Here is a 20,995-nt window from a genome sequence, read left to right on the forward strand (position 1 = left end):
GGGCGGATCACGTCCAGCGCAAGCGAGCGAACAATCGAGCCGAGAGCTCGCACGTCCCGGTGCGACGACGAGAGCGCAAGCTGCAGGGCTTCCAGTCGCCAGGCTCAGCCCAGCGGTTCCTGTCGATGCATGCAGCGACCTACAACACCTTCACCGTTCCCCGCCACCTCGTCTCAGCCCCCACGCACCGACTCTTCCGAGCCGAGGCGTTCGCGACGTGGCGCAGGGCGGCTGGCGTGGCGGCTTGAAACTAGCCAGCGTACGATTTCCTGCGGCTACGTCCGACAACGTGACAAGCCCCATCAGACGTACCTGAGCGGTGTCGAGCGTGGAAAGCGAAACCCGAGCATCTTCGTTCTGCAACGGATTGCTACTGCACTGAAGCTGGACGTCTCGGTCCTCGTCGAGCCGCGCCCGAGGTAAGGTCACGGACCCTCCCCGCCGATAAACCAAACGGCTGCTTCCGCTTGGAGGTCAGCTTGGGGTCGGGGGTGTAACTGGACCGTGGCCCGAAAGCCGACGTTCGGCTTCGCGCCCATTTCGGCCGCTCAGCCGACTCTGGCGGCGACTCCGAAGCGGACGTTGCCGCAGCTCAGCTTGCAGGTCTGAGGTGCGCCACCAGCGGACCTTCGCCTGGGACTGCGGGAATGGATTGCAACGTCAGAGCCGCAACCGCCTTCAGCTTCGCGGGACCTCAGCCGGCGATTTGAGCCAACCGGTGCGGCTCGACGATGAGGATCCTTTCCCGTCCGAGCAGGACGATACCTTGCTTCTGCCAAGCACTGAGAACCCGACTTACGGTGAAGTACGTGACGCCCGTCATCTCGGCTATATCGTTCCGCGTGATTGGGTAGGTGACCTCGATACCTTCCGAACAGCTTTGCCCGACTTGTCTGGCTAGGCGTAGGAGGACGCTGGCGATCCGCTCCTCCACTCCCTTGGCGCTCAATTCAGCCACCCGCTCAGTCATCTCGCGGGCCCGGTCTCCGACGGCTTTCAGCGCATTCGACGAGATTGCGGGGTAACGGCGTATCAGGTCGAGGATCTGCGCCGCCCCCCAGGAGAGMACGCTGCTGGCCTTTGCAGCTGTGGCTGTCGCAGGAAAGGGAAATTGCTGGAAGACCGCGACGCAGCCAACGAGCTCACCGGGTCCCATGAACCGGAGCGTCGTCTGCTCACCGTTCGAGTCGATCCGCGACAGCCTCACTAAACCGGTCACGACCTGGAAGAGCGGGTTGGGCTCATCACCTTGGTGGAAGACAGTCATTCCTTCCGTAAGCTGACGGTTTGTGGCTGCATCCAGCAAGGCGTCGGCCGCCTCTCGATCTAAACCACTAAATAAAACCCCCGAGGCTGCCCTGACCCTTTTCGGTCCCTGGTCCATCGCCGCTTCCCGCCCCCATTCTGCAAGTTGCTCGGTCCAGTTCCTGTTCCGCCGAGAGGGCGCGAAGCAACCCGGGCAGTGGCACGCCGTTACAAGCTGACAGGTGGCCGGGGCAATCTGGTCCCCAGACTCCTGCATCACCCGACGATCAGACGCCTTGATCCACCTCAAGGACGGGTGGCGCGCCATCATCTCGGCGGGATCGAGGTGCGTTTGAAATTCGGCATGGCCGAGCAGCTTGTTTGCGCGAGCGCAAAGAGCGTTCCGCACTTTCAGCTACGGTAAGCGAGAGCGTTTTGCGGTGACGCGAGCGACGCTGCGAGTGCTTGCGTGCTGCGGAGCTGCAGAATCCGGAGAGTGGCCTTGCATTTGGTTCGTGGCGTTGCTGTTGCGTCCGTGCTGGCGGTCTCGGTTCTTGGGCCGGCGTACGGAGAATCCGCAGCCACTCCCCCGGATACGATGGCCGAGCGGGTACTGGCCTGTGCTCCTTGCCACGGTGCGCAAGGCGAGGGAACGCGCGATCCTTACTTCCCGCGTCTCGCGGGTAAGCCCGCAGGCTACCTCTTCAATCAACTCGTGGCGTTCCGGAACGGCCGGCGGCACTACCCGCCCATGAACTACCTTTTGGCGTATCTGCCGGAGACCTACCTCCGGGACATGGCCGAGTACCTGGCCAGCTTGAACCCGCCCCTCCCGCCTCCGGCCGTTCCAGCCTTCGGCGACGAAGTCCTGGCAACAGGAAGGAAGCTGGCCACCCAGGGCGACGCTGCTCGCAACATCCCGGCTTGCACCAGCTGCCACGGCCCCAATCTGACCGGCATGGAGCCGGGCATTCCCGGCCTCCTCGGCCTCAAGCCCAGCTACATCAGCGCGCAGCTCGGCGCCTGGCGCTACGGCACGCGGACCGCCCTCTCGCCGGACTGCATGCAGGTCGTCGCGGGGCACCTCACCGAGGCGGATGTCGCGGCCGTCACCGCATGGCTCTCCTCGCGACCCGCGCCGGAGGAGCGGCGCTCCGTTCCGAATGGGACCTACGCACTTCCTTTCGCCTGCGGGAGCCAGCCCCAATGAGGAGGGACGTCGTGGCCAGCCTCGCCCGCCGGGCTATCCCGGCCCTGCTCGCCTCGCTCCTGGGCACCGCCGTCGAGGCTCAAACGGCACCGGCTGCCCGTCCCGACGCGGGCGTGCTCGCGAAGGGCGAGTACCTGGCGCGCGCCGGCGACTGTATCGCCTGTCACACCGCGCCCGAAGGCAAGCCCTTCGCCGGCGGCAGGTCCATGGCGACCCCCTTCGGCACGCTCTTCACCTCCAACATCACACCCAATCCGGAGACCGGCATCGGCAAGTGGACGGCCGATCAGTTCTACCAGATGATGCATACGGGCCGCTCGCCCGACGGCGGGCTGCTCTACCCGGCTATGCCCTTTGGCTCGTACACGAAGGTGACCCGGGCCGACAGCGACGCGATCTACGCCTACCTGATGTCGGTCGCACCGGTGAAGCAGCCGAACCGACCGCACGACCTCAGGTTTCCGTACAACAATCGCCAGCTCATCCTTGGCTGGCGCACGCTGTTCTTCCGCGAAGGCGAGTTCAAGCCCGACCCGAAGCAATCGGCAGAATGGAACAGAGGCGCCTACTTGGTTGAGGGTCTGGGGCATTGCGGGATGTGCCATACGCCGATCAATGCGCTTGGTGGCAACTCCGAGTCCCAGGCCTTCCAGGGCGGCCTGATCCCGATGCAGAACTGGTACGCGCCCTCGCTCACCTCCAACCGCGAGGCCGGGGTCGGAGACTGGAGCATCGAGGAGATCTCCGACCTGCTGCGCACCGGCGTCTCGCGGCGCGGCGCCGTCTACGGGCCGATGGCGGAGGTCACCTACAACAGTCTCCAGTACCTCACGCCCGAGGATACCCGGGCCATGGCGGTCTACCTCAAGAGCCTGGGCCATGAGGTGCCACCGCCGGTCACGTCGACTATGCCGACCGCTGAGAGCAGCCTGCTGCTCTCGCTCGGCAAGACCGTCTACGACGCCCATTGTGCGAGCTGCCACGGTGCGCAGGGACAGGGCAAGCCGCCGGCCTACCCGCCGCTGGCCGACAACCAATCCATCCAGATGTCGTCGGCCGTGAACGCGATCCGCATGGTGCTGAACGGCGGCTATCCTCCAGGCACACAGGGGAACCCGCGTCCCTTCGGCATGCCGCCCTTCGCCCAGTCGCTCTCGGACAACGAGGTCGCGGCCGTGGTCACTTACATCCGGACCACCTGGGGCAACCGCGGCGCCGCCGTCACCGCCCAGGAAGCCAATCAGCTCCGCTCCGCCCCCCTGGACTGAGGCCATGCTGAACTCTCCCCCGCTGCAGCACCGCGACGAGGAGGCCGAGCACCGCGAGGTGGCCGCCGCCGTGCGGGCTGGTCCGTCGGGTGCCCTGACGCTCGCCGCCATCGCTACGGCTATCGTCGTGGCGTGCTGGTTCGCCTTCTACCTGTTCGTCTTCCTGCCGCGCGGGAGCTGACCCGGAACGCCGATGACAACATTAGACCACGTTGACGAAGGCGCCCGCGTCGCCGAGCGGGTCGAGCGCCGATGGGCGATTTTGTCCATCGCCATCATCGTCCTTTTGGCGGGGCTGGCGGCCTTCGCCGGCATCCATCAGGCAACGATGCCACAGGCTCGCGTTGAGACGATCAAGCCGCAGACCCTCCACCTGGACGGCGAGTTCATCGAGAGTAATCTGGGCAGCGCGATCGAGCCGGACGGCTCGGTGACGGTGCGGGCCGTCGGTCAGCAGTACAGCTTCACGCCTCAGTGCATGGTTGTGCCCACCGACACGCCGGTGGTGTTCCGCGCAACGAGCCCCGACGTGGTGCACGGCTTCCTGATCCAGAACACCAACGTCAACACCATGCTGGTGCCTGGCTACGTCTCGGAGATTCCGGCCAAGTTCAGCAAGCCGGGCGAGTACCTGATGCCGTGCCAGGAGTTCTGCGGCGTCGGGCACGAGGGCATGTGGGCCAAGGTCAAGGTGGTCGACAAGCCCGAGTTCCTGAACATGACCTCGGCCAAGGGGAGGGTCACCTGTGTTGAGTAGCAGGAGGCTCGTCCTCGCTCACTTCTGGCTGGCCTTCGCGGTCTTCGGTCTCGCCCTGCTGCTCGGGGCTTGGCAGATGTTCATCCGCAGCCCGCTGCATACTTGGATCAGCAACCCCGAGTGGTACTACCGCTCGTTGACGGCGCACGGCACCGTCATGGGCTACGTGTTTCCAACGCTCGTGGCCATGGGATTCGGCTACGCCATCAGCGAGGTCTCGCTGAAGCAGCGCCTCGTCGGGCTGCGCTGGGCCTGGACGGGGTACTGGCTGGTGGTGGTCGGTGCGGTCACCGCGATGATCCCGGTGTCGCTCGGGCGGGCCTCGGTGCTCTACACCTTCTACCCGCCCCTGATCGGCAGCCCTTTCTACTACCTCGGCGTGGTGCTGGTGGTGGTGGGCTCCTGGATCTGGGTCGCCCTGATGTCGGTGAACCTTCACATCTGGAAAAAGGCGAACCCCGGCACGCCGGTGCCGCTGCCGATGTTCGCCAACGTGGCCGGCTCCTACCTGTGGGGCTGGACGGCGGTGGGGGCCGCGCTCGAACTGCTCTTGCAGATCCTGCCAGTCGCCTTCGGCCTGAAATCGACCATCGATGCGGGATTGGCGCGAGTGTTCTTCTCCTGGACGCTGCACGCCATCGTCTACTTCTGGCTGATGCCGACCTACATTGCCTACTACACAATCGTCCCGCGGGCGATCGGCGGCCGGATCTACAGCGACACCATGGCCAGGATTTCGTTCATCCTGTTCCTGGTGGTGGCGATGCCCATCGGCATGCACCACACCTTCACCGACCCGCAAGTCGGTGCGGGCTTCAAGTTCATCCACTCGGCCTTCACGGCGCTCGTGGCGTTGCCAACCCTGCTGACGGTCTTCACCATCTGCGCCTCAGTGGAGATTGCCGCCCGGCTGCGCGGCGGTCGTGGGCCGTTCGGCTGGATCAGGGCCCTGCCATGGTCGAACCCGATCATGCTCGCGGTGGCGTTCTCGTTCGTGATGCTCGGCTTCGGCGGCGCCGGCGGCCTCATCAACATGAGCTATCAGCTGGATACATCGATCCACAACACGCAGTGGATCACCGGCCATTTCCACCTGATCTTCGGTGGCGCGATCGTCATCATGTACTTCGCGATCGCCTACGACCTGTGGCCACACCTCACTGGCCGTGCCCTCACCGACCTGCGCCTGATGCGCACCCAGCTTTGGCTGTGGTTCATCGGCATGATCGTGACCACGTTTCCCTGGCACTGGGTGGGGATCCTCGGCATGCCCCGCCGCATGGCCTACTTCGATTACGGCGATCCCGCCATCGCCACGCAGGCCTTCTCGGTGACGCTCTCGGCGATCGGCGGCTTCATCCTGGTCGCATCGGGTGCCCTATTCATCCTCGTGCTGATCCGAGGTCAGCGCGCGCCGCGCGAGGAGGCTGGTGTGTACCGGTTCGCCACCGCCCTTCACCCGCCGCTGTCCGTGCCCGCGCTCAACAGCTACGCCCTGTGKCTCGCGCTCATGGTCGGCCTGACGGTGACCAACTATGGCTACCCCATCGCGCAACTCGCGTTGCGCAAGGATACGTCGGTCCCAGCTGTCTACGTGGGGGCGAACCCATGAGCGACGACGGCCTCCTCTCGCCGAGGAACCCCTGGTTCAGCGGCCCTGTCGGCATCACCGTTGCCCTGCTCGCCGGGACAGCCCTCGGGGGCTTCGTGCTGCTCCCTTACGCCCAACCGGACCTCAAGCTCGCCGGTGTCTGGGACGCGATCTGCAGCGCTGCGGGCGTGCCGAAGGCGCCTTCGTCGACGGCTCTGGTTCAGCCGGACGGCAAGCTTACGAAGGTGGTGGTCACCTCGGCGCTGCCGAGTGCTGCGGACCCGGAGGCGGTCGGACGCGGCGCGACACTCGCCCAGCAATGCGCGATCTGCCATGGGCCGACCGGGGTGAGCCGGGCCGACTCGCCCAACCTCGCCGGCCAGTACGCGCCCGTTATCTACAAGCAACTGGCCGACTTCAAAGCGGGAGTGCGGGTCAACGCGACGATGACGCCGTTCGCGGTGAACCTGTCCGAGCAGGACATGGCTGATCTCGCAGCGTACTACGCGTATCTGCCTCGGCTGTCCGGGTTCCACCCGGCCCGCGACAAGCCCGCCCCGCGGATCGTGATCAACGGCGCACCGTTGCGCAACATCGCGCCCTGTGGCTCCTGCCACGGTGTTCTCGACAACAAGACGGGCAGTCCGTGGCTGGAGGGTCAGCCTGCCGCTTACGTGAAGTCTCAGCTACAGGCATTTGCCTCAGCTGCGCGTCGCAACGACATCAGCCAGCAGATGCGGAACATCGCCCGGAGGATGACCCCGGAAGAGATCGACCAAGCGGCGGAGTGGTACGCGTCTCAGCCATCGACAGCCATTCACATCCAGTGAGTTTCTAGCCTGCAGCCTTGTCGGCAAGGCCTACGGCGAGAGGGCATGAACATCAATACGGCGTCGAGTCAGGTCCCGCAGTATGCCTTTCTGCAACAGACCGGGAGGCTGCGCCTGTGTAAGGGTGACGGGCGTGCCAAGCATGGATGATGTAGAGATTGCTCGGGCTGTGCACGTGGCTGCGGTAGTTGTCTGGATCGGCGGCTTGACGATGGCAACTACGGTAATTCTTCCTCTAGTCCGGAGTAAGGAATGGCCGGTCGAAAAGAGGCTCATCTTGTTCGAGGGAGTCGAGCGGCGCTTTGTCTGGCAGGCGCGGACCGCTGTCGTGCTGGTTGGATTGAGCGGCTTCTACATGGTCAGCCGATATGATTTGTGGAACCGCTTTGCCACGATCTCCTTCTGGTGGATGCACGCGATGGTCGCCGTATGGTTGATCTTTGCGCTGCTCCTGTTCGTGATTGAGCCATTCATCCTGCACGGCCGAGTCCGCCGGGGGCCGTCGGGCGACGAGCCGACGTTCACCCTCCTTCATCTCGCTCACTGGACTTTGCTGATATTGAGCGTCGTGACAGTATTAGCCGCGGTGGCAGGAAGTCACGGCGCCGCCTTAACACCTTAAGGACAATCGCCGCACACTCGACGGCGCTGCACCTATTCGTTCGCAAAAAATGATTTGGACGTTATCGCAGGCCTAGCTCCTTGAAAGGCTTCTTCGCCTTCTGCACGGTGGCGGTCGAGGGTAGCTGGAAGGCCAGACCCGGAGTTGACCTGTCTGGGGAGCTGACGGGCGCGGGCGGCCTATAGCTTAGCGACGAATGCCGTCGGATGTGGTTGTAGGTGTTCTGCCATAGATCGATTACGATCTGCGCCACCTTCAGTGAGTAGAAGATTTCCTGGCGCAGGCACTCGTCACGCAGCTTTTGCGGTCGTGTCCCTGATGGTGGTGTAGCTCGGCGGTAGCGGGGAAGCCCGTCCGCGCGCCTTCCACAGTGCTGTGGCGGGCGGGGCTCCTCGCGGGGTGGTCATCGGCGGTTGCCGGGTAGGCTCGGGTTGCGAGCGCCAAACCCGAACCCGAGAGACCCCCGATGACCGACGAGATGATGGCCCTGCGCGGGCTGATGGAGAAGAGCGCCGACACAGATCTCCTGCGCGAGATGATCGGTTTTGCCGCTGAGCGGCTGATGGAGTTGGAGGTGGGGGGCCCGACCGGTGCCGCCCATGGCGAGAAGAGCGCAGAGTGGTTGGTCCAGCGCAATGGCTACCGTGACCGAGACTGGCAGACGCGGGCCGGCACGGTGGAGTTGCGCATCCCGAAGCTGCGTAAGGGGTCGTACTTCCCGACGTTCTTGGAGCCGCGCCGGATGGCCGAGAAGGCGCTCACCGCCGTGATCCAGGAGGCCTACATCCAGGGCATCCGCCGGACCGAGGTGGTCCCCATCTTCCCCAACGAGGCTGCCATCACGCGCCTCGTCGGCGCGATCCTGCTGGAACAGAACGACGAGTGGGCCAGCCAGCGCTCCCGCTACATCACCCTGGAAAGCATCGCCCCAATCGGCGATGATCCCCTCGTCAGCCTGCCCACCCTGGCAGCCTAATCAATCCGGCCCCGACCGGTGATCGTGGTGGCCACGCCGAAGCTACGCCACGCCAGGGGACACAACCACGGGTGCGAACTCTCCGCCGTCCTGATAGAGGCCCAATAGCTTGGCGATGTCGCGGCCTTCGGGATCTTCGATCAGGTCCGCGAGCGTGTAGCGATCGAGCACGGCGAGGAACGCCGACAGAGCCTCTCCCAGAAAGCGTCGCAAACGGCAGGGCGCCGTGATCGCGCAAGCGCCACCCGAGAAGCACTCGACCAAGGCGAGATCGTCTTCCGTCTGGCGCACAACTGCGCCGACCACGATCTCGCCCGGCGCCCTGGCCAGCCGCAGACCGCCGCCCCGGCCCCGGATGGTGCGGATCAGGCCTAGACGCCCAAGCTGATGCACCACCTTCGTCAGGTGGCTCTCCGAGATGCCGTAGGCGCGCGCGATCTCGGCGATCGAACTCTGCCGCGGCTCGTGCAGGCCGACGTAGATCAGTGTGCGCAGGGCGTAGTCCGTATAGCGGGTCAGACGCATGGGGGCTCCATACTGCAACCCATAAGATACATTTCAGTTGCATCTTTTCAACTGACAGCCCATAAGGTTCATCGTCAGTGTACCTTTGGGAGCTGTTGATGCCCAACCCGCTCAGTCCTGCCACCATAGCCATCATCAAGGCCACCGTGCCGGCCCTTGAGGCGCACGGCCTGACGATCACGAAGCGCATGTACGAGCGCCTCTTCCAGGACGCGGCGATCCGCGACCTCTTCAACCAGTCCCACCACGGCGAGACTGGCTCGCAGCCGAAGGCCCTGGCCCAGGCAGTGATGGCCTATGCCCGCAACATCGACAATCTCGGCGTCCTGGCCGGGGCGGTGGAGCGCATCGCACAGAAGCATGTCGCGCTGAACATCCTGCCGGAGCACTATCCCTACGTGGCCGACGCGCTGCTCGGCGCTATCGGCGACGTGCTCGGCGAGGCCGCCACGCCGGAGATCTGCGCGGCCTGGGGCGAGGCGTACTGGTTCCTGGCGGAGCTGCTGATCGGCCGCGAGGCCACGATCTACCGCGATCTGTCGGCCAAGCCGGGCGGCTGGAACGGCTGGCGCGACTTCGTGATCGAGAGCGTCTCGCAGGAGAGCGAGACGATCCGCTCCTTCGTCCTGGCGCCTGTCGACGGCGGCCCGGTTCTCCGCCACCAGCCTGGGCAGTACCTGGGCTTCCTGTTCAATTTGCCGGGCCACGGCGTGTTGAAGCGGAACTACTCGATCTCCTGCGCGCCGAACGACCGGGCCTATCGCATCACCGTCAAGCGCGAGGGCCGCGCAGACGAGCCCGCCGGGATCGTCTCGAACTGGCTGCACGATCATGCCAGCGATGGGACGGTGCTGCGCGCGGCCCCGCCGGCCGGTGACTTCTTCCTCGACCAAGCGTCGAACGCCCCCGTCGTGCTCGTCAGCGGCGGCGTCGGGCTGACCCCGATGATGAGCATGCTGGAGACGATCACGGCGGCAACGCCTGAGCGGCCGACCTGGTACGTTCACGGGGCGCTCAACGGTCGTGTGCACGCGATGCGTGATCACGCGAAGGCGCTGACCACCGGCAACGAGAACGTCCGGTTGCACACCTTCTACGCGGAGCCGGAAGCGCAGGATCGGCAGGGCGATCACTACGATGCGGCCGGCCTGATCAGCGCGGACTGGCTGGTGGCGCAGACGCCCCGCGAGGAGGCGACTTACTATCTCTGCGGTCCAAAGCCGTTCCTCAGCGCGCTCGTAAATGGGCTCCAGCGTCAGGGCATTCCGGCCGAGCGCATCCGGTTCGAGTTCTTCGGTCCGGCGGATGACTTGATCGAAGAGCCGCGGCAGGCCGCCTGAGCACGATGGCGCCGCTCCTTCAGGTGAGCGGCGCCACAACCGGAGGAACGCCTGCGTGGACTACGCTCGTAGAGTGGCCGGCGCGATCCTGTCCGCCTCTGCAGATGCGGTGATCGCCTCTGACAGCGAGGGGATCATCCGCATCTGGAATCCGGGAGCCGAGCGCATCTTCGGGTACACGTCCGACGAGGCCCTCGGTCAATCGCTCGACATCATCACGCCCGAACGGCTGCGCAAGCGCCACTGGGAAGGGTACCGCAAGACCATGGCGACCGGGGAGAGCCGCTATGGTGAGGGCGCTCTCCTATCCGTCCCGGGCGTCTGCAAGGATGGGCGGCAGATCTCGCTGGAATTCACCATCGTAACGCTCAAAGACGAGCAGGGGGCGATGACCGGCATGGTCGCGGTGATGCGGGACGTCACGATCCGCTTCACCGAACTGAAGGTGCTGAGACAGCGTTTGGCCAAGGCCACCGAGGGGCGTGCCGGTCCATCGTAGCGAGGGAGCGCATCATGGTTGGGCGTACAACCAAGTTGCCTGAGATGTCGTCGGATTCTGCGGTCCCCGAACACCCTGAGTTCGGCGCGTACAGCTCTCCACCCTGTTTCATGCATGAGCTCGGCCCCGATTTCGTCAGCCCGGATGCGGAGCCTCGGCCTTCCGAACCGCGCGCCTCTGAAGTCGCCGCATCCGACTGGTCGAACGTGCGGCAGTGGCGAAAGGAAACCCGCACCGCTCTCATCGAGCGGCGGGTCAGCATCTCCGCCCAGGACCGTGTCGCCTGGAGCGAGCGCATCGGGCAGGCTCTCCGAGCCGCTTTACCCTCGAGATCCGGCATCTTGATTGGCCTCTACTGGCCCTTCAGAGGCGAGTACGATGCCCGACCCCTCCTGACAGAGCTGCGTGGAGAGGGATCACGACTGGCGCTTCCGGTCGTCGTGGAGAAGGGGCAGCCCCTCCAGTTCCGAGTCTGGTCGCCAGGTGACCGCATGATCCGCGGCGTCTGGAACATTCCCATTCCCGCCGAGGGCGAGGCCGTCGATCCTGACGTTCTGATCGCGCCGCTCGTCGGCTTCGATCCGGCTGGGTACCGCCTCGGCTATGGCGGCGGCTTCTATGATCGGACCATCGCGTTCAGGCCGACGAAGCCGCTGATCATCGGCGTCGGGTTCGCCCTCGCGCGGCTCGCGACGATTTACCCGCAAGCACACGACGTTCCTATGGACATCGTCGTGACGGAAGATGGCGTCTGGCCGGACACGGATCGATCTTGATCTCGCTGCGGAGTTGGGCTGGTGTCCGCACTGGATAGATTCTTAGTCGATACGGTTCCTACCTGTTCTGAATCGGGCCTGCGCGCTCTGGCCTATAAAGCTCTGCTGGCTGCGATTGCCGAACTGCGCATCTATGATCATTCGGGCGAGCTTCCGCTTGATGAGTGCAAACTTTCAAGGGCTCTTGGGGTCAGCCGCACGCCCATCCGGGAGGCTCTGACGATCCTGGAACACCAGGGGTTCGTACGTCGGCGGCCGCGACATGGTGTGTTCGTTGTCAAGAAGACCCGGCGTGAGATCATCGAGATGGTCTATGCCTGTGCTGCGCTGGAGAGCATGGCGGTCCGGTTGGCATGCGCCAAAGCGACAGAGGCGCAGCTCGGCGCGCTCCGTGCGAGCTTCAGTGCCTTCTATGAGGCGGATCCTCCGAGCGGATACCACCGCTACTTCGAGGCTCGTTGGCAGTTCTGCCGCCATGCCGCCACGCTCGCACATTGCGCGGAGATCCAGTCCATGCTCAACCATCTCCTGCTGCATTTGCGGAGCGTTCACGAGGCGATATTCCGCCAGAGCATCGACTTCGCATATTTACGGTCCGCCTACGGGGCCATTATTGAAGCGCTGGAGCTGCGAGACGCCGAGCGTGCGAGCCGGCTCGTCCTCGAAAGAGGCTTCAGGTTTGCTCGTGACATCGAGAGCTGCGGCAATTGTTTCGGTCCGCCGAAAGCCGTGACCTGACGATTGCGCCGCAAGATCTGTCAAGCAACCATCACCATTTAATCCTGTCCGGTCTCGTGGAAACGGATCAAAATTGTTTATCCATTACGGGCTCTAGACCGAAATAAGCCGCTTCATCTCTGTCCGATCTTGCGTCGAATCTGCTCTGAAGCGGACGGGCTGCTTTCGGCCAGACTAGGTCATGCTGAACCGCCAGTGTGTGCAAAACCGGCCGTTCGGCTTCGCGCCCATTGTTGCCGTTTAGGTTCAGCCGACATGTACCCAAAAGCAGACAATGGCTCCCGAAGGTTTCGGGACGGGATCAAGCCAGGCGCGACGGTAGACTGTCAAAATTCGATGGGCTACTTGCGGCCCATGGCGCGGATCTGGGGCGTTCGCTTCCGGGCAACTTAGTGCCGGCGGACTATAGCGTGCTGAAAGGCCGAGTCGCGGCTTAACGAGCGTTACGGGAGACCGCGATCTCGGGCTTCGTGCGACCTCCGAGATAAGCCGACCGGATTTCGTCGTTCGTCCAGAGCGTATGCGGTTCGCCTTCCAAGACGAGCCGGCCGGTCTCCAGCACGTAGCCGCGATCGGCGACCGAGAGGCCCATCCGAGCGTTCTGCTCGACCAGCAGCACTGTGGTTCCGCGGCGGCGCACCTCTGCGATGATCGCGAACACCGCCTGGACGATGACCGGTGCCAAGCCGAGCGAAGGCTCGTCGAGGAGCAGGATGCGAGGCTTGGCCATCTGGCCGCGGGCAAGCGCTACCATCTGGAGCTGGCCTCCGGATAGCGTCCAGCCCAAAGCGTCGCCGAAGCGGCGGCTGTCCGGAAAGAGGTCGAACATCGCCTCGACGTTATCGCGCAGGTCCCGCTTGGCGAGGCCGGACCGGTTGGAGGCGCCCAGAATAATATTCTCGCGGACGGTCAGGCCCGGGAAGACCCGGCGCCCTTCCGGTACGTGGGCAACGCCCAGGCGGACAATCGCCTCCGGTTTGAGGCCTTCCAGAGGCTGGCCCTCCAGCAGGATCGTGCCTGCGATGGGCCTCACCAGGCCCGAGATAGCCTTCATGGTAGTCGACTTGCCGGCGCCGTTTGAGCCGAGGAGGATCACGACCTCCCCGGTGCCGACAGAGAACGAAAGCCCACGCACGGCCGCCCCTTGTGGCTGGCCAAGGTGCACTACTCCAAGGAGTGGGATGATGCTCCGATGCCCTATTCCAGCTCTTGCGGTCACCCAAGCCGATCAGCCCAGCCACGTAGAGCAGGCACATAGCCCGGCGCGCAGAATGCGACAGACCCGCAAGGAACGGCTGCAGCCATCGATCCAGATCCTCACGCCATCCGCCAGCATCTGACATCGCGAGCACCCACGCTCATGGTCGTGGCTTGCGGATCCGCGAAAACCTCCCGCGTTCCTTCAATCTGCCAAAGTAGTGCTAAGGCAGACGCGCGGGCCTGTGCTTCGCGACCCGGTTCTTCATAGGTTTTCAATCGAAATGCGATACCCTCAGCCTCGGTCAAAGCCGATATAAGCGAGCAATAACGTGAGACTGAGCCATGTGCAGGCCACCAAGGTACGCTGAGACAAGGCGTGACGTCGCACGGCGCCATAAACGAACCATGTCAAGAGCAGCAGCAGCACGGCGGCCGCGAGCCCAGCGCGTTCGAGCATGCGGCCAGACGCGGTCAGGAAGACCGTCGCCCCAACGGTGGTGGTGACCTGCTCCCAAGTGCTCGCGTTGCGCCGGTCCAGGAACATCCCCACGAAACGAACGCAGCCGAGCACCGCGGCGACCGTGAGAAGCGCGGTGACAACGATTTCCTTCATGGCCCTCGGTTTCAGCCGCCGAGACCCGAACGCCTAGTCGTCGGGCAGATTGCCTTCACACATTGCAATTTTGGCGGCGGCCCGTAAACGGACAGCTGGTATACCAGCGCCTTGTGCCGCCTTCCGGTGCATTTGTCCGTCCCACGGGCACCTCCAGCGGCGCTGTGCGAGCGAGGGATGCGTGAGAACGTCGAATTCGGTCCGCCCGGAACATAAAACGGGAAAATCGTCAGGGTTTCGGCTGTTCAGGCCGATCCTGGCAGGCGCAACTCTTCGGGAGCGCGTGGTTGCTTGCCTCGGTGCGCTCGCGGGCATCACGCTCACCGGCCTGATCTGCGGCTTGGTCTTCGGCCACGGGCCTGACGTTCCGCTCATCGTCGCGCCGATGGGGGCCTCAGCAGTGCTGCTGTTCGCCGTGCCCGCAAGCCCGCTCGCTCAGCCCTGGTCCATCATCGGCGGCAACACGATCTCCGCCTTTATGGGCGTGCTCGCCGCTCACTTCATCTCGAACCCATTCGTCGCCATCGGCGTCGGCGTCTCGCTGGCCATTGCCGCGATGTCGCTCACCCGCTCCCTTCACCCGCCTGGCGGCGCTGCCGCCTTGACGGCGCTCATCGGTGGTCCGGCGGTCACCTCTGCGGGTTTCCTATTCCCTCTGTTCCCGGTTTGCGTGAACTCGGTCATCCTGGTCGCGCTCGGCATCGCGTTCCACAAGATCTCGCGCCGCAACTACCCGCACGTTCCGATCGCTGCGCCGGTTAACACGCATGGAACGGCGGACCTGCCCGCACCGCTCAGGGTCGGCTTCACGCCGGAAGACGTAGACGCGGCCCTGGTCGAGTTGCATGAGACGCTGGACATCGACCGCGCCGACCTCGACCGGCTCCTCAGGCAGGTCGAGCTTCGCGCGCTCATGCGGACCCAGGGCGACCTTACCTGCGGCGAGATCATGTCTCACGACGTGATTACGGTTCGGCTAGACGTTAACGCCGAGCAGGCGCGAGAGCTCCTCATCGCGCACAACATCCGGACGCTGCCGGTGGTGGACGGAGCCGACCGGCTCGCGGGGACACTTGGCCTGCGCGAGCTGACGCTGCACGGCGATGTGGGCATCGCGCAGGTGATGTCCGGTGCACAAACGGCCGGACCGGATGAGCCGGTGGTCGCGCTGGCGCCCTCTTTGACCGACGGCCGCACCCATGCGGTGGTCGTGGTGGACGAGGATCGGCGCGTCCTCGGGATCATCACTCAGAGCGACCTCCTCGCGACTCTGACGCGCCTGCTTTCCGCTAAAGCGTTCGCTCCTTCCGATACAGTGACTGCGTGAGGGTCCCTCCGGCCCGATCTTATCTGTTACTCGAAGGCTTTGGACGCACAGCGCGATCGCGCTTCGAAGAAAGGAGGTTGACGCGTGGCGCCGCCGTTGTCTTTGGCACACCTATTGCAAACGGTCTCGCTTATCTGGCAACGCCAAGTCCGCGGGATTGAGCCGATGCAAGACGCACCGCTTCTACTCCACCTGCTGCACGCGACCTTAATGGCGTCGAGCATGATGCTGACATGGCAGGTCTACAACCTCAGTAAGCCGAGGGCGGAGTAGGTCGGTTTCCGGCGTACGAGCGGTCGACGCAGGTGGCCCGACGGGAGCGTAGGTTCGTACACCTAGTCACTCAGGTGTCGGCGTGCGTCGCTAGAGCGTGGAGGAGTAAACCGTTCGATCAGTTGGTGAACGCATAGGCGCGCTCGCCGTGGCGTGCCAGATCGAACCTATCATGCTCGGCCTCCTCGATCGGGTCGCAGCGGAGTGACGAGCCCGAGGAGCCGCGCCAAGCCGAAGGCGGGGAGACCCCGGGCCGAAGGGCGGGCGCCCCGATGGCCAACGCTTGAACCGAGGGTTGCCCCAAATCCTTGCCGGACGTGGCCAGTTGGCCGCCATCACGGTGCCCGGTCCACCAAACTCGGCGATGAACCACCCCGGAGGGCCAAATCAGGCTCGATGGTCTTAACCACCGGACTGGAACATGGCTTGGAAGACGTCCTGGTGCCCCGCCAGGAGTATGGGCGCGCGCGGCAAACTCGTTCGGAGGACAGAGTCAAAACCGTAATAGGCCGCCAGGAGGCTGGCTTCTGGCACGCCGACGAGGAGGTGATGTCGTCCATCACCTAACGGAGCAGCGAGCAGCATCATGTCACGTGGATGCCCGAGCATCGCGAACTGCTCGTCGAATGAGGCCCGGATGTCGGCCCAGTCAGGGTTGTCAAAGAGGCGACGGATCCAGAGCATTCCGATCTCCGATCAAGGCACGGCAGCTCGTCACGGTCATTGTGCGCCGATATCTCCATGCGGACGGGTCCGAAATCCGCTTGGGGTCTGGATCAGGATGAGCCCGGGGTCGTGCTGCCCTGACGGGCAGCAGGCTAAACGTGCGTCTTCTCGTACCGCCTTCGCGCCCCTCGGATCGTGCGATGGCTGAGAAAGGCTCGGCGCTCCCGTTCGGACTGCACGACGGTTGCCCGAACCTGCAACAAGTCCTTGCGCGTCAGGAGGCCGACAAGAGCGCCGCTCGTTGGATCAGTCACAGGAACGCGTCCCTGACCAGTGGCCATCATGATGTCGAGAGCGCGAGCAACCACGTCATCCGGGTGAGCGACGGCTAACGCCGCGTCGGAGACCCACTCATCAAGGATTTCTCCTGCATGCCGCCCCTCGGTCTTCCAGCGCAAGGCGTCCCCGCGGCTGACCATGCCGACGGGCCGGCGCGCGGCATCGACAACAGGGTAGGCGTGATGTTGGCCTACCTCGATGGCTCTGACAGCCTCCTCAATGGTTTGCCCCGCATCCAGGACATCAACCTCGCGGACCATCACCTCGCCGACACGAGTTAACTCGTAAGGGTCGACGCCGTATTCGCGCGTAATGTGCTGTCCGCGCCGTGCGATCTTCTCCGTCAGAATTGATCGTTTTAGGAGCAGCACCGTCACGGCATAGGCCGCGACCGTGGCGGCAAGCAGTGGTGCTAGGCTATGAACGTCACCGGTGAGTTCGACAGCAAAAAGCGCTCCCGTGAGGGGCGCGCGCATGGTGCCACCCAACATTCCGGCCATGCCCAAGAGAGCCCAAAACCCTGGCGCACCGGGTAGCGCGAGGCCCACAAGCCACCCCATGGCGCCGCCGAGGATCAGCAGGGGTGCCAAAACGCCACCTGATGTGCCGGAGGACAGGGCGACCAGCCAGATTGCCGCCTTCACCAAGAGGATCGCGAACACCGCTTTGGCGACGAGATTCCCGGTCAGGAGATCGGCGATGACGTCGTAGCCGACACCGAGTGCGCGCGGCTCTATGAGGCCGCCGAGGCCGACGAAGAGGCCACCGATGGCTGGCCACCACATCCAGTGGATCGGCAGACGTTCGAACGCATCTTCCAGGGTGTAGAGCAGCTTCGTCAGGAGGCCTGACTGCAGTCCAGCCAGTACACCAACCCCGGCGCAGGCGAGCAGCCCCCACCAAGGCAAAGCCGGATCGTTGGCGAAGGGGAAGAGAGGCCCGACGCCGAAGAACAGCGGCCGCCAGCATGTCGCTGTCATGGCTGCCGCCGCAACGGGGATGAAGCTGCGCGGCCGCCACTCGAACAGCAGCAGCTCGACGGCTAACAGCACGGCCGCGATGGGCGTCCCGAAGATTGCCGTCATGCCGGCTGCGGCACCGGCGACGAGGAGCGTCTTCCGCTCGGCCGCACTGAGATGGAAGAACTGGGCGAACAAGGAGCCGATCGCTCCGCCCGTCATGATGATCGGGCCTTCTGCGCCGAACGGGCCGCCGGTACCGATCGAAACGGCGGAGGAAATCGGCTTGAGCACGGCGACCTTGACCGACATGCGGCTGCCACCGATCAGAATGGCTTCGATGGCCTCGGGGATGCCGTGACCGCGGATCTTTTCCGATCCGAAGCGGGCCATCGCCCCGATGATGAGGCCACCCACGACGGGCACGAGGACCATCCAGGGCGTGCGTGCCGCGTGCGCCAGGGAGGTCGGTGTCACATCGAACCGGCCGAACCAGGCCAGGTTCGTGACCACGGCAATCAGTTGGATGAGGAACCAAGCCGCGACAGTTCCGCCAGTGCCGATGACGAGCGACATCGCGAGAAGGACCAGAACGCGACGGTCGGTCGTGAAATCGCCTAAGGGGCGCCGCGATATGGTGCCGGCGGCTTCTCTGTGACCGGCCGCACCTGAGTTCGAGAGGTCCTGCTGCATGGCGATCCTGCTTGACGTTCTCGGCTATATACGTCGTGATACGATACAGTCCAGGGCTAGCGGCTAGGGAGGTGCATTGATGGCTGCAAACCAGCCGGCATTGGAGGGCATGACGCGTGAGCAGTATGCAGCCATCGCTGCTTTCCGCTTCCAGCTCCGGCGCTTTCTTGTCTTCAGCGAAGCCGCGGCACTCTCGGCCGGAGTGCCGCCACAACAGCACCAAGCTTTGCTCGCGGTTGCGGGCTACATGGGATTGGAGCCGCCGACCGTCGGCATGATCGCCGATCAGCTTCTGATAGCTCCCCATACGGCTGCCGAACTGGTCTCACGCATGGTCGAGGCCGGCCTATTGACCAAGACGCGTGGCACGCAAGACCGGCGGCGGATGGAGCTTGCCCTCACGCCAAAGGCTGAGATCCTTCTAGGCGAGTTGACTGCGGCCCACCTTGAGGAACTTCGGACCATGGAGCCGGCGCTCATCCGGGCACTGGGACGGCTCAGCCGATCTCCGACGTCGTCTTAAAAATGGCAGAAGGGCTCAGTCTACTCCGACTCTTGCGAACCCGACCGCGTCGCAAACGATCACCGGTCAGCGTTGATCCGCTGAGCAATCGCCGGCACCGCGGGCGTCGGCCAATACTTGGAGATGGACCGTGAAGCGGCTCACTCGGCACCTCATGGCTCCGGACCACTGAAGTGAGTGATCCGGAGCCCGATGCTGTATTTCGAGAGCGGCTGCTCCGCGTCGTCGGCGAGGAACTCCGTCCCTTTGTCGAGAAAGCGACTGGAGCCGAGCTTGATGCTATTGGCCGCCAGTATAACCGGTTCAGGACTGGCGTGCCGCTGAAGGGCCTCGAGGCAAACGGGACCCATCCAGCGCCGAAGCTGCCGGAAGGTCTGTGGAAGAAGCGCTAAAGGCAAAGCGGTCAGACGACCGCAAATTTTCCGGTGGACGCGTTACCTACTCTCATCCGACAGCGAGCAGTGGGTCCGCTTGCAAAGTGAGAGCAAATCTAACCTTGGACGGCATAGGATGTCCGCAGAGGGTCACTAAGAGGCATTCGTCCGTGCCGCGCAGAATGTCCGCTTCACCGCCCTGCAATTCTTGAAGCGGATCGGCAGCTTTCGGCCAATTTCAGTCATCTAGAGCACCTCAGGCAGCCTGTAAGCAGACGTTCCAAAAGCCGAATGGACCACAAGCCAGCGTTACATTTTAACCTTGGCCATTGCAGTTAATATCATTTAAGGCTGCTGGCGGGCTGTAATCCATCCCAAACGACATATCTCCGCGATCGATTCGCCGCCCCTCTATGAGGTGAACCAAAACGCCGGTACATTTCCTGTCGAGCCTCCAGGAGGGAGTTCGGTCTAACCGCCTGGAAAATCGAGAGTGGCAGAAAACGGCGGAGTTTCCCTCCGTCTTGGCCATTTCCGGTTCACTTGCGGTGAGGCACAAAGCGGATACACAACTGAGCGACGCACGAGCGCTAAGTGCTTGATTAAATTGAGGCACCGAGGGTGGGTTAGACTTTCCCCTCAGCTCCACCAGGCCTTCCTGGTGAAAATTTAGCGTCTTGGTCTACGTGGCGATAGTGCCACCGCGGGCTGGGGCTTAGCGCCGACCCGCAGGGTCTCCGGCTGGTCCAGTCACGGTTCCGCCGGCCGCCCTCAGGCCCGAAGACGCTGTCGTTCTCGCGGTCGCGAACGTCGTTTTCCCGGATCCCGAGAGACGCGGATCCAGAGACCGGTTCACACCTGAGCGGGAGACGCGGGTTCATGACGAATCCGCGCTGTCGAGGAGCCGTGCCGCGTCCCGCCCGGACCAGAAACGAGCGCCTTCTCGACCCGCTCTCCCTGATCTTCCGCAACCCCGCGCCGCTGCGGCTGGCCGGCGCCTCGGCGATCTTCGGGGCGATCCAGCTCATCCTGAGCGCTTTCCTGGTCACCTACCTGGTGCGGGTCGTCGGGCACGACCTGATCGCCGCGGGCGCGCTGCTTTCGGCGAGCCAAGTGGTCGGCGTCCTCGGGCGTCCCGCCTGGGGGTTCGTGGCCGACCGTACGCGGGCCTCGCGCAGGGCGTGGCTCGGGCTGAGCCTCGGCATGGCGCGGAGCTGCATCCTTACGGCCGCCCTCCCACTCCTCGGCCCGTTCTGGCTGTCGCTGCCCGTGGTGCTGGTCTTCGGGGCGACGGCCACGGGCTGGAACGGCGTCTCCCTGGCGGAGATCATGAGCGCGGCCACGAGCGGCGGCCTGCTGTTCACCTATGGCGGCATCGTTGTCGGGCCGGCGTGGTTCGGCGCGCTGGCGCACGCGGCCGGGTTCGGCGCCGCCTTCCTGACGCTGGCGCTCGGCGCACTGATCGCGGCGCGGCTCGTAGGCCGGTCACTGCGACCGGGGACCCGGTGATATCTGGTCGCCTGCCACAGGGCGACAAGGTCGTGCGAGCGTCCTCGATCGCGGCGGGCATCGAGGGCCTGTGCGGCGGGCGGCGACGTCGGCGATGATCGGCACCGCGCCCGGTCCATTCGGCGTCGCTGCTGGACGCCCT

Annotated in this window: 24 protein-coding genes and 2 pseudogenes; 18 read left to right on the forward strand and 8 right to left on the reverse strand. The window is 64.4% G+C overall.

Annotation, left to right across the window (positions count from 1 at the left end; all coding sequences use genetic code 11):
* Both ACXJKQ_RS24690 and ACXJKQ_RS24695 read left to right on the forward strand, forming a co-directional pair.
* Positions 1-248, forward strand: a 248-nt coding sequence (locus ACXJKQ_RS24690; RefSeq protein WP_457108334.1) for a DDE-type integrase/transposase/recombinase, incomplete at its 5' end; no start/stop codon positions are given.
* Positions 130-423 carry a helix-turn-helix domain-containing protein gene (locus tag ACXJKQ_RS24695; RefSeq protein ID WP_457108335.1) on the forward strand — a complete coding sequence of 98 codons (294 nt, stop codon included), beginning with the start codon at positions 130-132 and terminating at the stop codon, positions 421-423. The genes ACXJKQ_RS24690 and ACXJKQ_RS24695, both read left to right, overlap by 119 nt.
* Before the next feature lie 271 nt (positions 424-694).
* Here the strand turns inward: ACXJKQ_RS24695 and ACXJKQ_RS24700 are convergent, their stop codons facing one another.
* A complete protein-coding gene (locus ACXJKQ_RS24700; protein ID WP_457108336.1) occupies positions 695-1,384 on the reverse strand; it encodes a Crp/Fnr family transcriptional regulator in 690 nt (229 codons plus the stop codon).
* A gap of 396 nt (positions 1,385-1,780) precedes the next feature.
* Between ACXJKQ_RS24700 and ACXJKQ_RS24705 the strand changes: the two genes are divergently transcribed.
* The 7 genes from ACXJKQ_RS24705 to ACXJKQ_RS24735 all read left to right on the forward strand — a co-directional run bounded on the left by ACXJKQ_RS24705 (position 1,781) and on the right by ACXJKQ_RS24735 (position 7,523).
* Positions 1,781-2,455: a c-type cytochrome gene (locus ACXJKQ_RS24705; protein WP_457108360.1), complete on the forward strand. Its 675-nt coding sequence runs from the start codon at positions 1,781-1,783 to the stop codon at positions 2,453-2,455.
* On the forward strand, positions 2,452-3,723 hold the full coding sequence (locus tag ACXJKQ_RS24710; RefSeq protein ID WP_457108337.1) for a c-type cytochrome: 1,272 nt from the start codon (positions 2,452-2,454) through the stop codon (positions 3,721-3,723). Before ACXJKQ_RS24705 ends, ACXJKQ_RS24710 begins: the two co-directional genes overlap by 4 nt.
* Positions 3,724-3,727: 4 nt before the next feature.
* Complete coding sequence (locus tag ACXJKQ_RS24715; RefSeq protein ID WP_457108338.1) at positions 3,728-3,904, forward strand: hypothetical protein; 177 nt, start codon at positions 3,728-3,730, stop codon at positions 3,902-3,904.
* A gap of 12 nt (positions 3,905-3,916) precedes the next feature.
* Positions 3,917-4,480, forward strand: a complete 564-nt coding sequence (locus ACXJKQ_RS24720) for a cytochrome C oxidase subunit II (RefSeq protein WP_457108339.1) — start codon at positions 3,917-3,919, stop codon at positions 4,478-4,480.
* Positions 4,470-6,092, forward strand: coding sequence for a b(o/a)3-type cytochrome-c oxidase subunit 1 (locus tag ACXJKQ_RS24725; protein WP_457108340.1), 1,623 nt, complete (start codon positions 4,470-4,472; stop codon positions 6,090-6,092). The genes ACXJKQ_RS24720 and ACXJKQ_RS24725 overlap by 11 nt, the downstream gene beginning before the upstream one ends.
* Positions 6,089-6,901 (forward strand): c-type cytochrome, encoded by an 813-nt coding sequence (locus tag ACXJKQ_RS24730; protein WP_457108341.1) that lies wholly within the window; start codon positions 6,089-6,091, stop codon positions 6,899-6,901. The genes ACXJKQ_RS24725 and ACXJKQ_RS24730 overlap by 4 nt, the downstream gene beginning before the upstream one ends.
* Before the next feature lie 277 nt (positions 6,902-7,178).
* Positions 7,179-7,523 carry a hypothetical protein gene (locus ACXJKQ_RS24735; RefSeq protein ID WP_457108342.1) on the forward strand — a complete coding sequence of 115 codons (345 nt, stop codon included), beginning with the start codon at positions 7,179-7,181 and terminating at the stop codon, positions 7,521-7,523.
* 61 nt (positions 7,524-7,584) lie between these two features.
* On the opposite strand, the pseudogene ACXJKQ_RS24740 reads toward ACXJKQ_RS24735, so the two are convergent.
* Positions 7,585-7,824: pseudogene (locus tag ACXJKQ_RS24740) on the reverse strand (integrase core domain-containing protein); the annotation flags it as partial.
* Positions 7,825-7,989: 165 nt separating this feature from the next.
* On the opposite strand from ACXJKQ_RS24740, the gene ACXJKQ_RS24745 reads away from it, so the two are divergent.
* A complete protein-coding gene (locus ACXJKQ_RS24745; RefSeq protein WP_457108343.1) occupies positions 7,990-8,499 on the forward strand; it encodes a transposase in 510 nt (169 codons plus the stop codon).
* 42 nt (positions 8,500-8,541) lie between these two features.
* Here ACXJKQ_RS24745 and ACXJKQ_RS24750 read toward each other — a convergent pair whose 3' ends face one another.
* The gene (locus tag ACXJKQ_RS24750) at positions 8,542-9,024 is read right to left on the reverse strand and encodes an RrF2 family transcriptional regulator (RefSeq protein WP_457108344.1); all 483 of its coding nucleotides are present in this window, start codon (positions 9,022-9,024) and stop codon (positions 8,542-8,544) included.
* A 98-nt stretch (positions 9,025-9,122) separates the two neighbouring features.
* On the opposite strand from ACXJKQ_RS24750, the gene hmpA reads away from it, so the two are divergent.
* From hmpA to ACXJKQ_RS24770, 4 genes are read left to right on the forward strand one after another with little or no spacing between them, the layout of a single operon-like run.
* Positions 9,123-10,364, forward strand: a complete 1,242-nt coding sequence (hmpA, locus tag ACXJKQ_RS24755) for an NO-inducible flavohemoprotein (protein WP_457108345.1) — start codon at positions 9,123-9,125, stop codon at positions 10,362-10,364.
* 55 nt (positions 10,365-10,419) lie between these two features.
* On the forward strand, positions 10,420-10,863 hold the full coding sequence (locus tag ACXJKQ_RS24760) for a PAS domain-containing protein (RefSeq protein WP_457108346.1): 444 nt from the start codon (positions 10,420-10,422) through the stop codon (positions 10,861-10,863).
* A gap of 14 nt (positions 10,864-10,877) precedes the next feature.
* Complete coding sequence (locus ACXJKQ_RS24765) at positions 10,878-11,639, forward strand: 5-formyltetrahydrofolate cyclo-ligase (RefSeq protein WP_457108347.1); 762 nt, start codon at positions 10,878-10,880, stop codon at positions 11,637-11,639.
* Positions 11,640-11,660: 21 nt separating this feature from the next.
* On the forward strand, positions 11,661-12,377 hold the full coding sequence (locus ACXJKQ_RS24770; protein ID WP_457108348.1) for a GntR family transcriptional regulator: 717 nt from the start codon (positions 11,661-11,663) through the stop codon (positions 12,375-12,377).
* A gap of 433 nt (positions 12,378-12,810) precedes the next feature.
* Here the strand turns inward: ACXJKQ_RS24770 and ACXJKQ_RS24775 are convergent, their stop codons facing one another.
* From ACXJKQ_RS24775 to ACXJKQ_RS24785, 3 genes and pseudogenes are all read right to left on the reverse strand, one after another.
* On the reverse strand, positions 12,811-13,563 hold the full coding sequence (locus ACXJKQ_RS24775; RefSeq protein WP_457108361.1) for an ABC transporter ATP-binding protein: 753 nt from the start codon (positions 13,561-13,563) through the stop codon (positions 12,811-12,813).
* A 19-nt stretch (positions 13,564-13,582) separates the two neighbouring features.
* Positions 13,583-13,720: pseudogene (locus ACXJKQ_RS24780) on the reverse strand (IS701 family transposase); the annotation flags it as partial.
* A gap of 149 nt (positions 13,721-13,869) precedes the next feature.
* Positions 13,870-14,190: a hypothetical protein gene (locus ACXJKQ_RS24785; RefSeq protein WP_457108349.1), complete on the reverse strand. Its 321-nt coding sequence runs from the start codon at positions 14,188-14,190 to the stop codon at positions 13,870-13,872.
* Between the two features lie 181 nt (positions 14,191-14,371).
* Between ACXJKQ_RS24785 and ACXJKQ_RS24790 the strand changes: the two genes are divergently transcribed.
* Entirely contained in the window at positions 14,372-15,517 is a 1,146-nt protein-coding gene (locus ACXJKQ_RS24790) for an HPP family protein (RefSeq protein ID WP_457108350.1), read from the forward strand.
* 675 nt (positions 15,518-16,192) lie between these two features.
* Here ACXJKQ_RS24790 and ACXJKQ_RS24795 read toward each other — a convergent pair.
* Positions 16,193-16,474 carry a hypothetical protein gene (locus ACXJKQ_RS24795; RefSeq protein ID WP_457108351.1) on the reverse strand — a complete coding sequence of 94 codons (282 nt, stop codon included), beginning with the start codon at positions 16,472-16,474 and terminating at the stop codon, positions 16,193-16,195.
* Between the two features lie 134 nt (positions 16,475-16,608).
* Positions 16,609-18,447 (reverse strand): chloride channel protein, encoded by a 1,839-nt coding sequence (locus tag ACXJKQ_RS24800; RefSeq protein ID WP_457108352.1) that lies wholly within the window; start codon positions 18,445-18,447, stop codon positions 16,609-16,611.
* Positions 18,448-18,526: 79 nt separating this feature from the next.
* Here ACXJKQ_RS24800 and ACXJKQ_RS24805 point away from each other — a divergent pair, with 79 nt between their 5' ends.
* The 3 genes from ACXJKQ_RS24805 (at position 18,527) to ACXJKQ_RS24815 (ending at position 20,853) form a co-directional block, all read left to right on the forward strand.
* Positions 18,527-18,970 carry a MarR family winged helix-turn-helix transcriptional regulator gene (locus tag ACXJKQ_RS24805; protein ID WP_457108353.1) on the forward strand — a complete coding sequence of 148 codons (444 nt, stop codon included), beginning with the start codon at positions 18,527-18,529 and terminating at the stop codon, positions 18,968-18,970.
* Between the two features lie 173 nt (positions 18,971-19,143).
* Positions 19,144-19,362 carry a hypothetical protein gene (locus ACXJKQ_RS24810; RefSeq protein ID WP_457108354.1) on the forward strand — a complete coding sequence of 73 codons (219 nt, stop codon included), beginning with the start codon at positions 19,144-19,146 and terminating at the stop codon, positions 19,360-19,362.
* An 888-nt stretch (positions 19,363-20,250) separates the two neighbouring features.
* Positions 20,251-20,853 (forward strand): MFS transporter, encoded by a 603-nt coding sequence (locus tag ACXJKQ_RS24815; protein WP_457108355.1) that lies wholly within the window; start codon positions 20,251-20,253, stop codon positions 20,851-20,853.
* Positions 20,854-20,995: the final 142 nt, after the last annotated feature.

The sequence above is a fragment of the Methylobacterium sp. P5_C11 genome (assembly GCF_054049775.1).

Bases quoted from the DNA above. Each gene is read 5' to 3' on its own strand.
- ACXJKQ_RS24765 (WP_457108347.1), top strand. From the start codon at position 10,878: ATGGTTGGGCGTACAACCAAGTTGCCTGAGATGTCGTCGGATTCTGCG.
- ACXJKQ_RS24750 (WP_457108344.1), bottom strand. From the start codon at position 9,024: ATGCGTCTGACCCGCTATACGGACTACGCCCTGCGCACACTGATCTAC.
- ACXJKQ_RS24805 (WP_457108353.1), top strand. From the start codon at position 18,527: ATGGCTGCAAACCAGCCGGCATTGGAGGGCATGACGCGTGAGCAGTAT.
- ACXJKQ_RS24730 (WP_457108341.1), top strand. From the start codon at position 6,089: ATGAGCGACGACGGCCTCCTCTCGCCGAGGAACCCCTGGTTCAGCGGC.
- ACXJKQ_RS24720 (WP_457108339.1), top strand. From the start codon at position 3,917: ATGACAACATTAGACCACGTTGACGAAGGCGCCCGCGTCGCCGAGCGG.
- ACXJKQ_RS24785 (WP_457108349.1), bottom strand. From the start codon at position 14,190: ATGAAGGAAATCGTTGTCACCGCGCTTCTCACGGTCGCCGCGGTGCTC.
- ACXJKQ_RS24710 (WP_457108337.1), top strand. From the start codon at position 2,452: ATGAGGAGGGACGTCGTGGCCAGCCTCGCCCGCCGGGCTATCCCGGCC.
- ACXJKQ_RS24795 (WP_457108351.1), bottom strand. From the start codon at position 16,474: ATGCTCTGGATCCGTCGCCTCTTTGACAACCCTGACTGGGCCGACATC.
- ACXJKQ_RS24800 (WP_457108352.1), bottom strand. From the start codon at position 18,447: ATGCAGCAGGACCTCTCGAACTCAGGTGCGGCCGGTCACAGAGAAGCC.
- ACXJKQ_RS24695 (WP_457108335.1), top strand. From the start codon at position 130: ATGCAGCGACCTACAACACCTTCACCGTTCCCCGCCACCTCGTCTCAG.
- ACXJKQ_RS24745 (WP_457108343.1), top strand. From the start codon at position 7,990: ATGACCGACGAGATGATGGCCCTGCGCGGGCTGATGGAGAAGAGCGCC.
- hmpA (WP_457108345.1), top strand. From the start codon at position 9,123: ATGCCCAACCCGCTCAGTCCTGCCACCATAGCCATCATCAAGGCCACC.
- ACXJKQ_RS24715 (WP_457108338.1), top strand. From the start codon at position 3,728: ATGCTGAACTCTCCCCCGCTGCAGCACCGCGACGAGGAGGCCGAGCAC.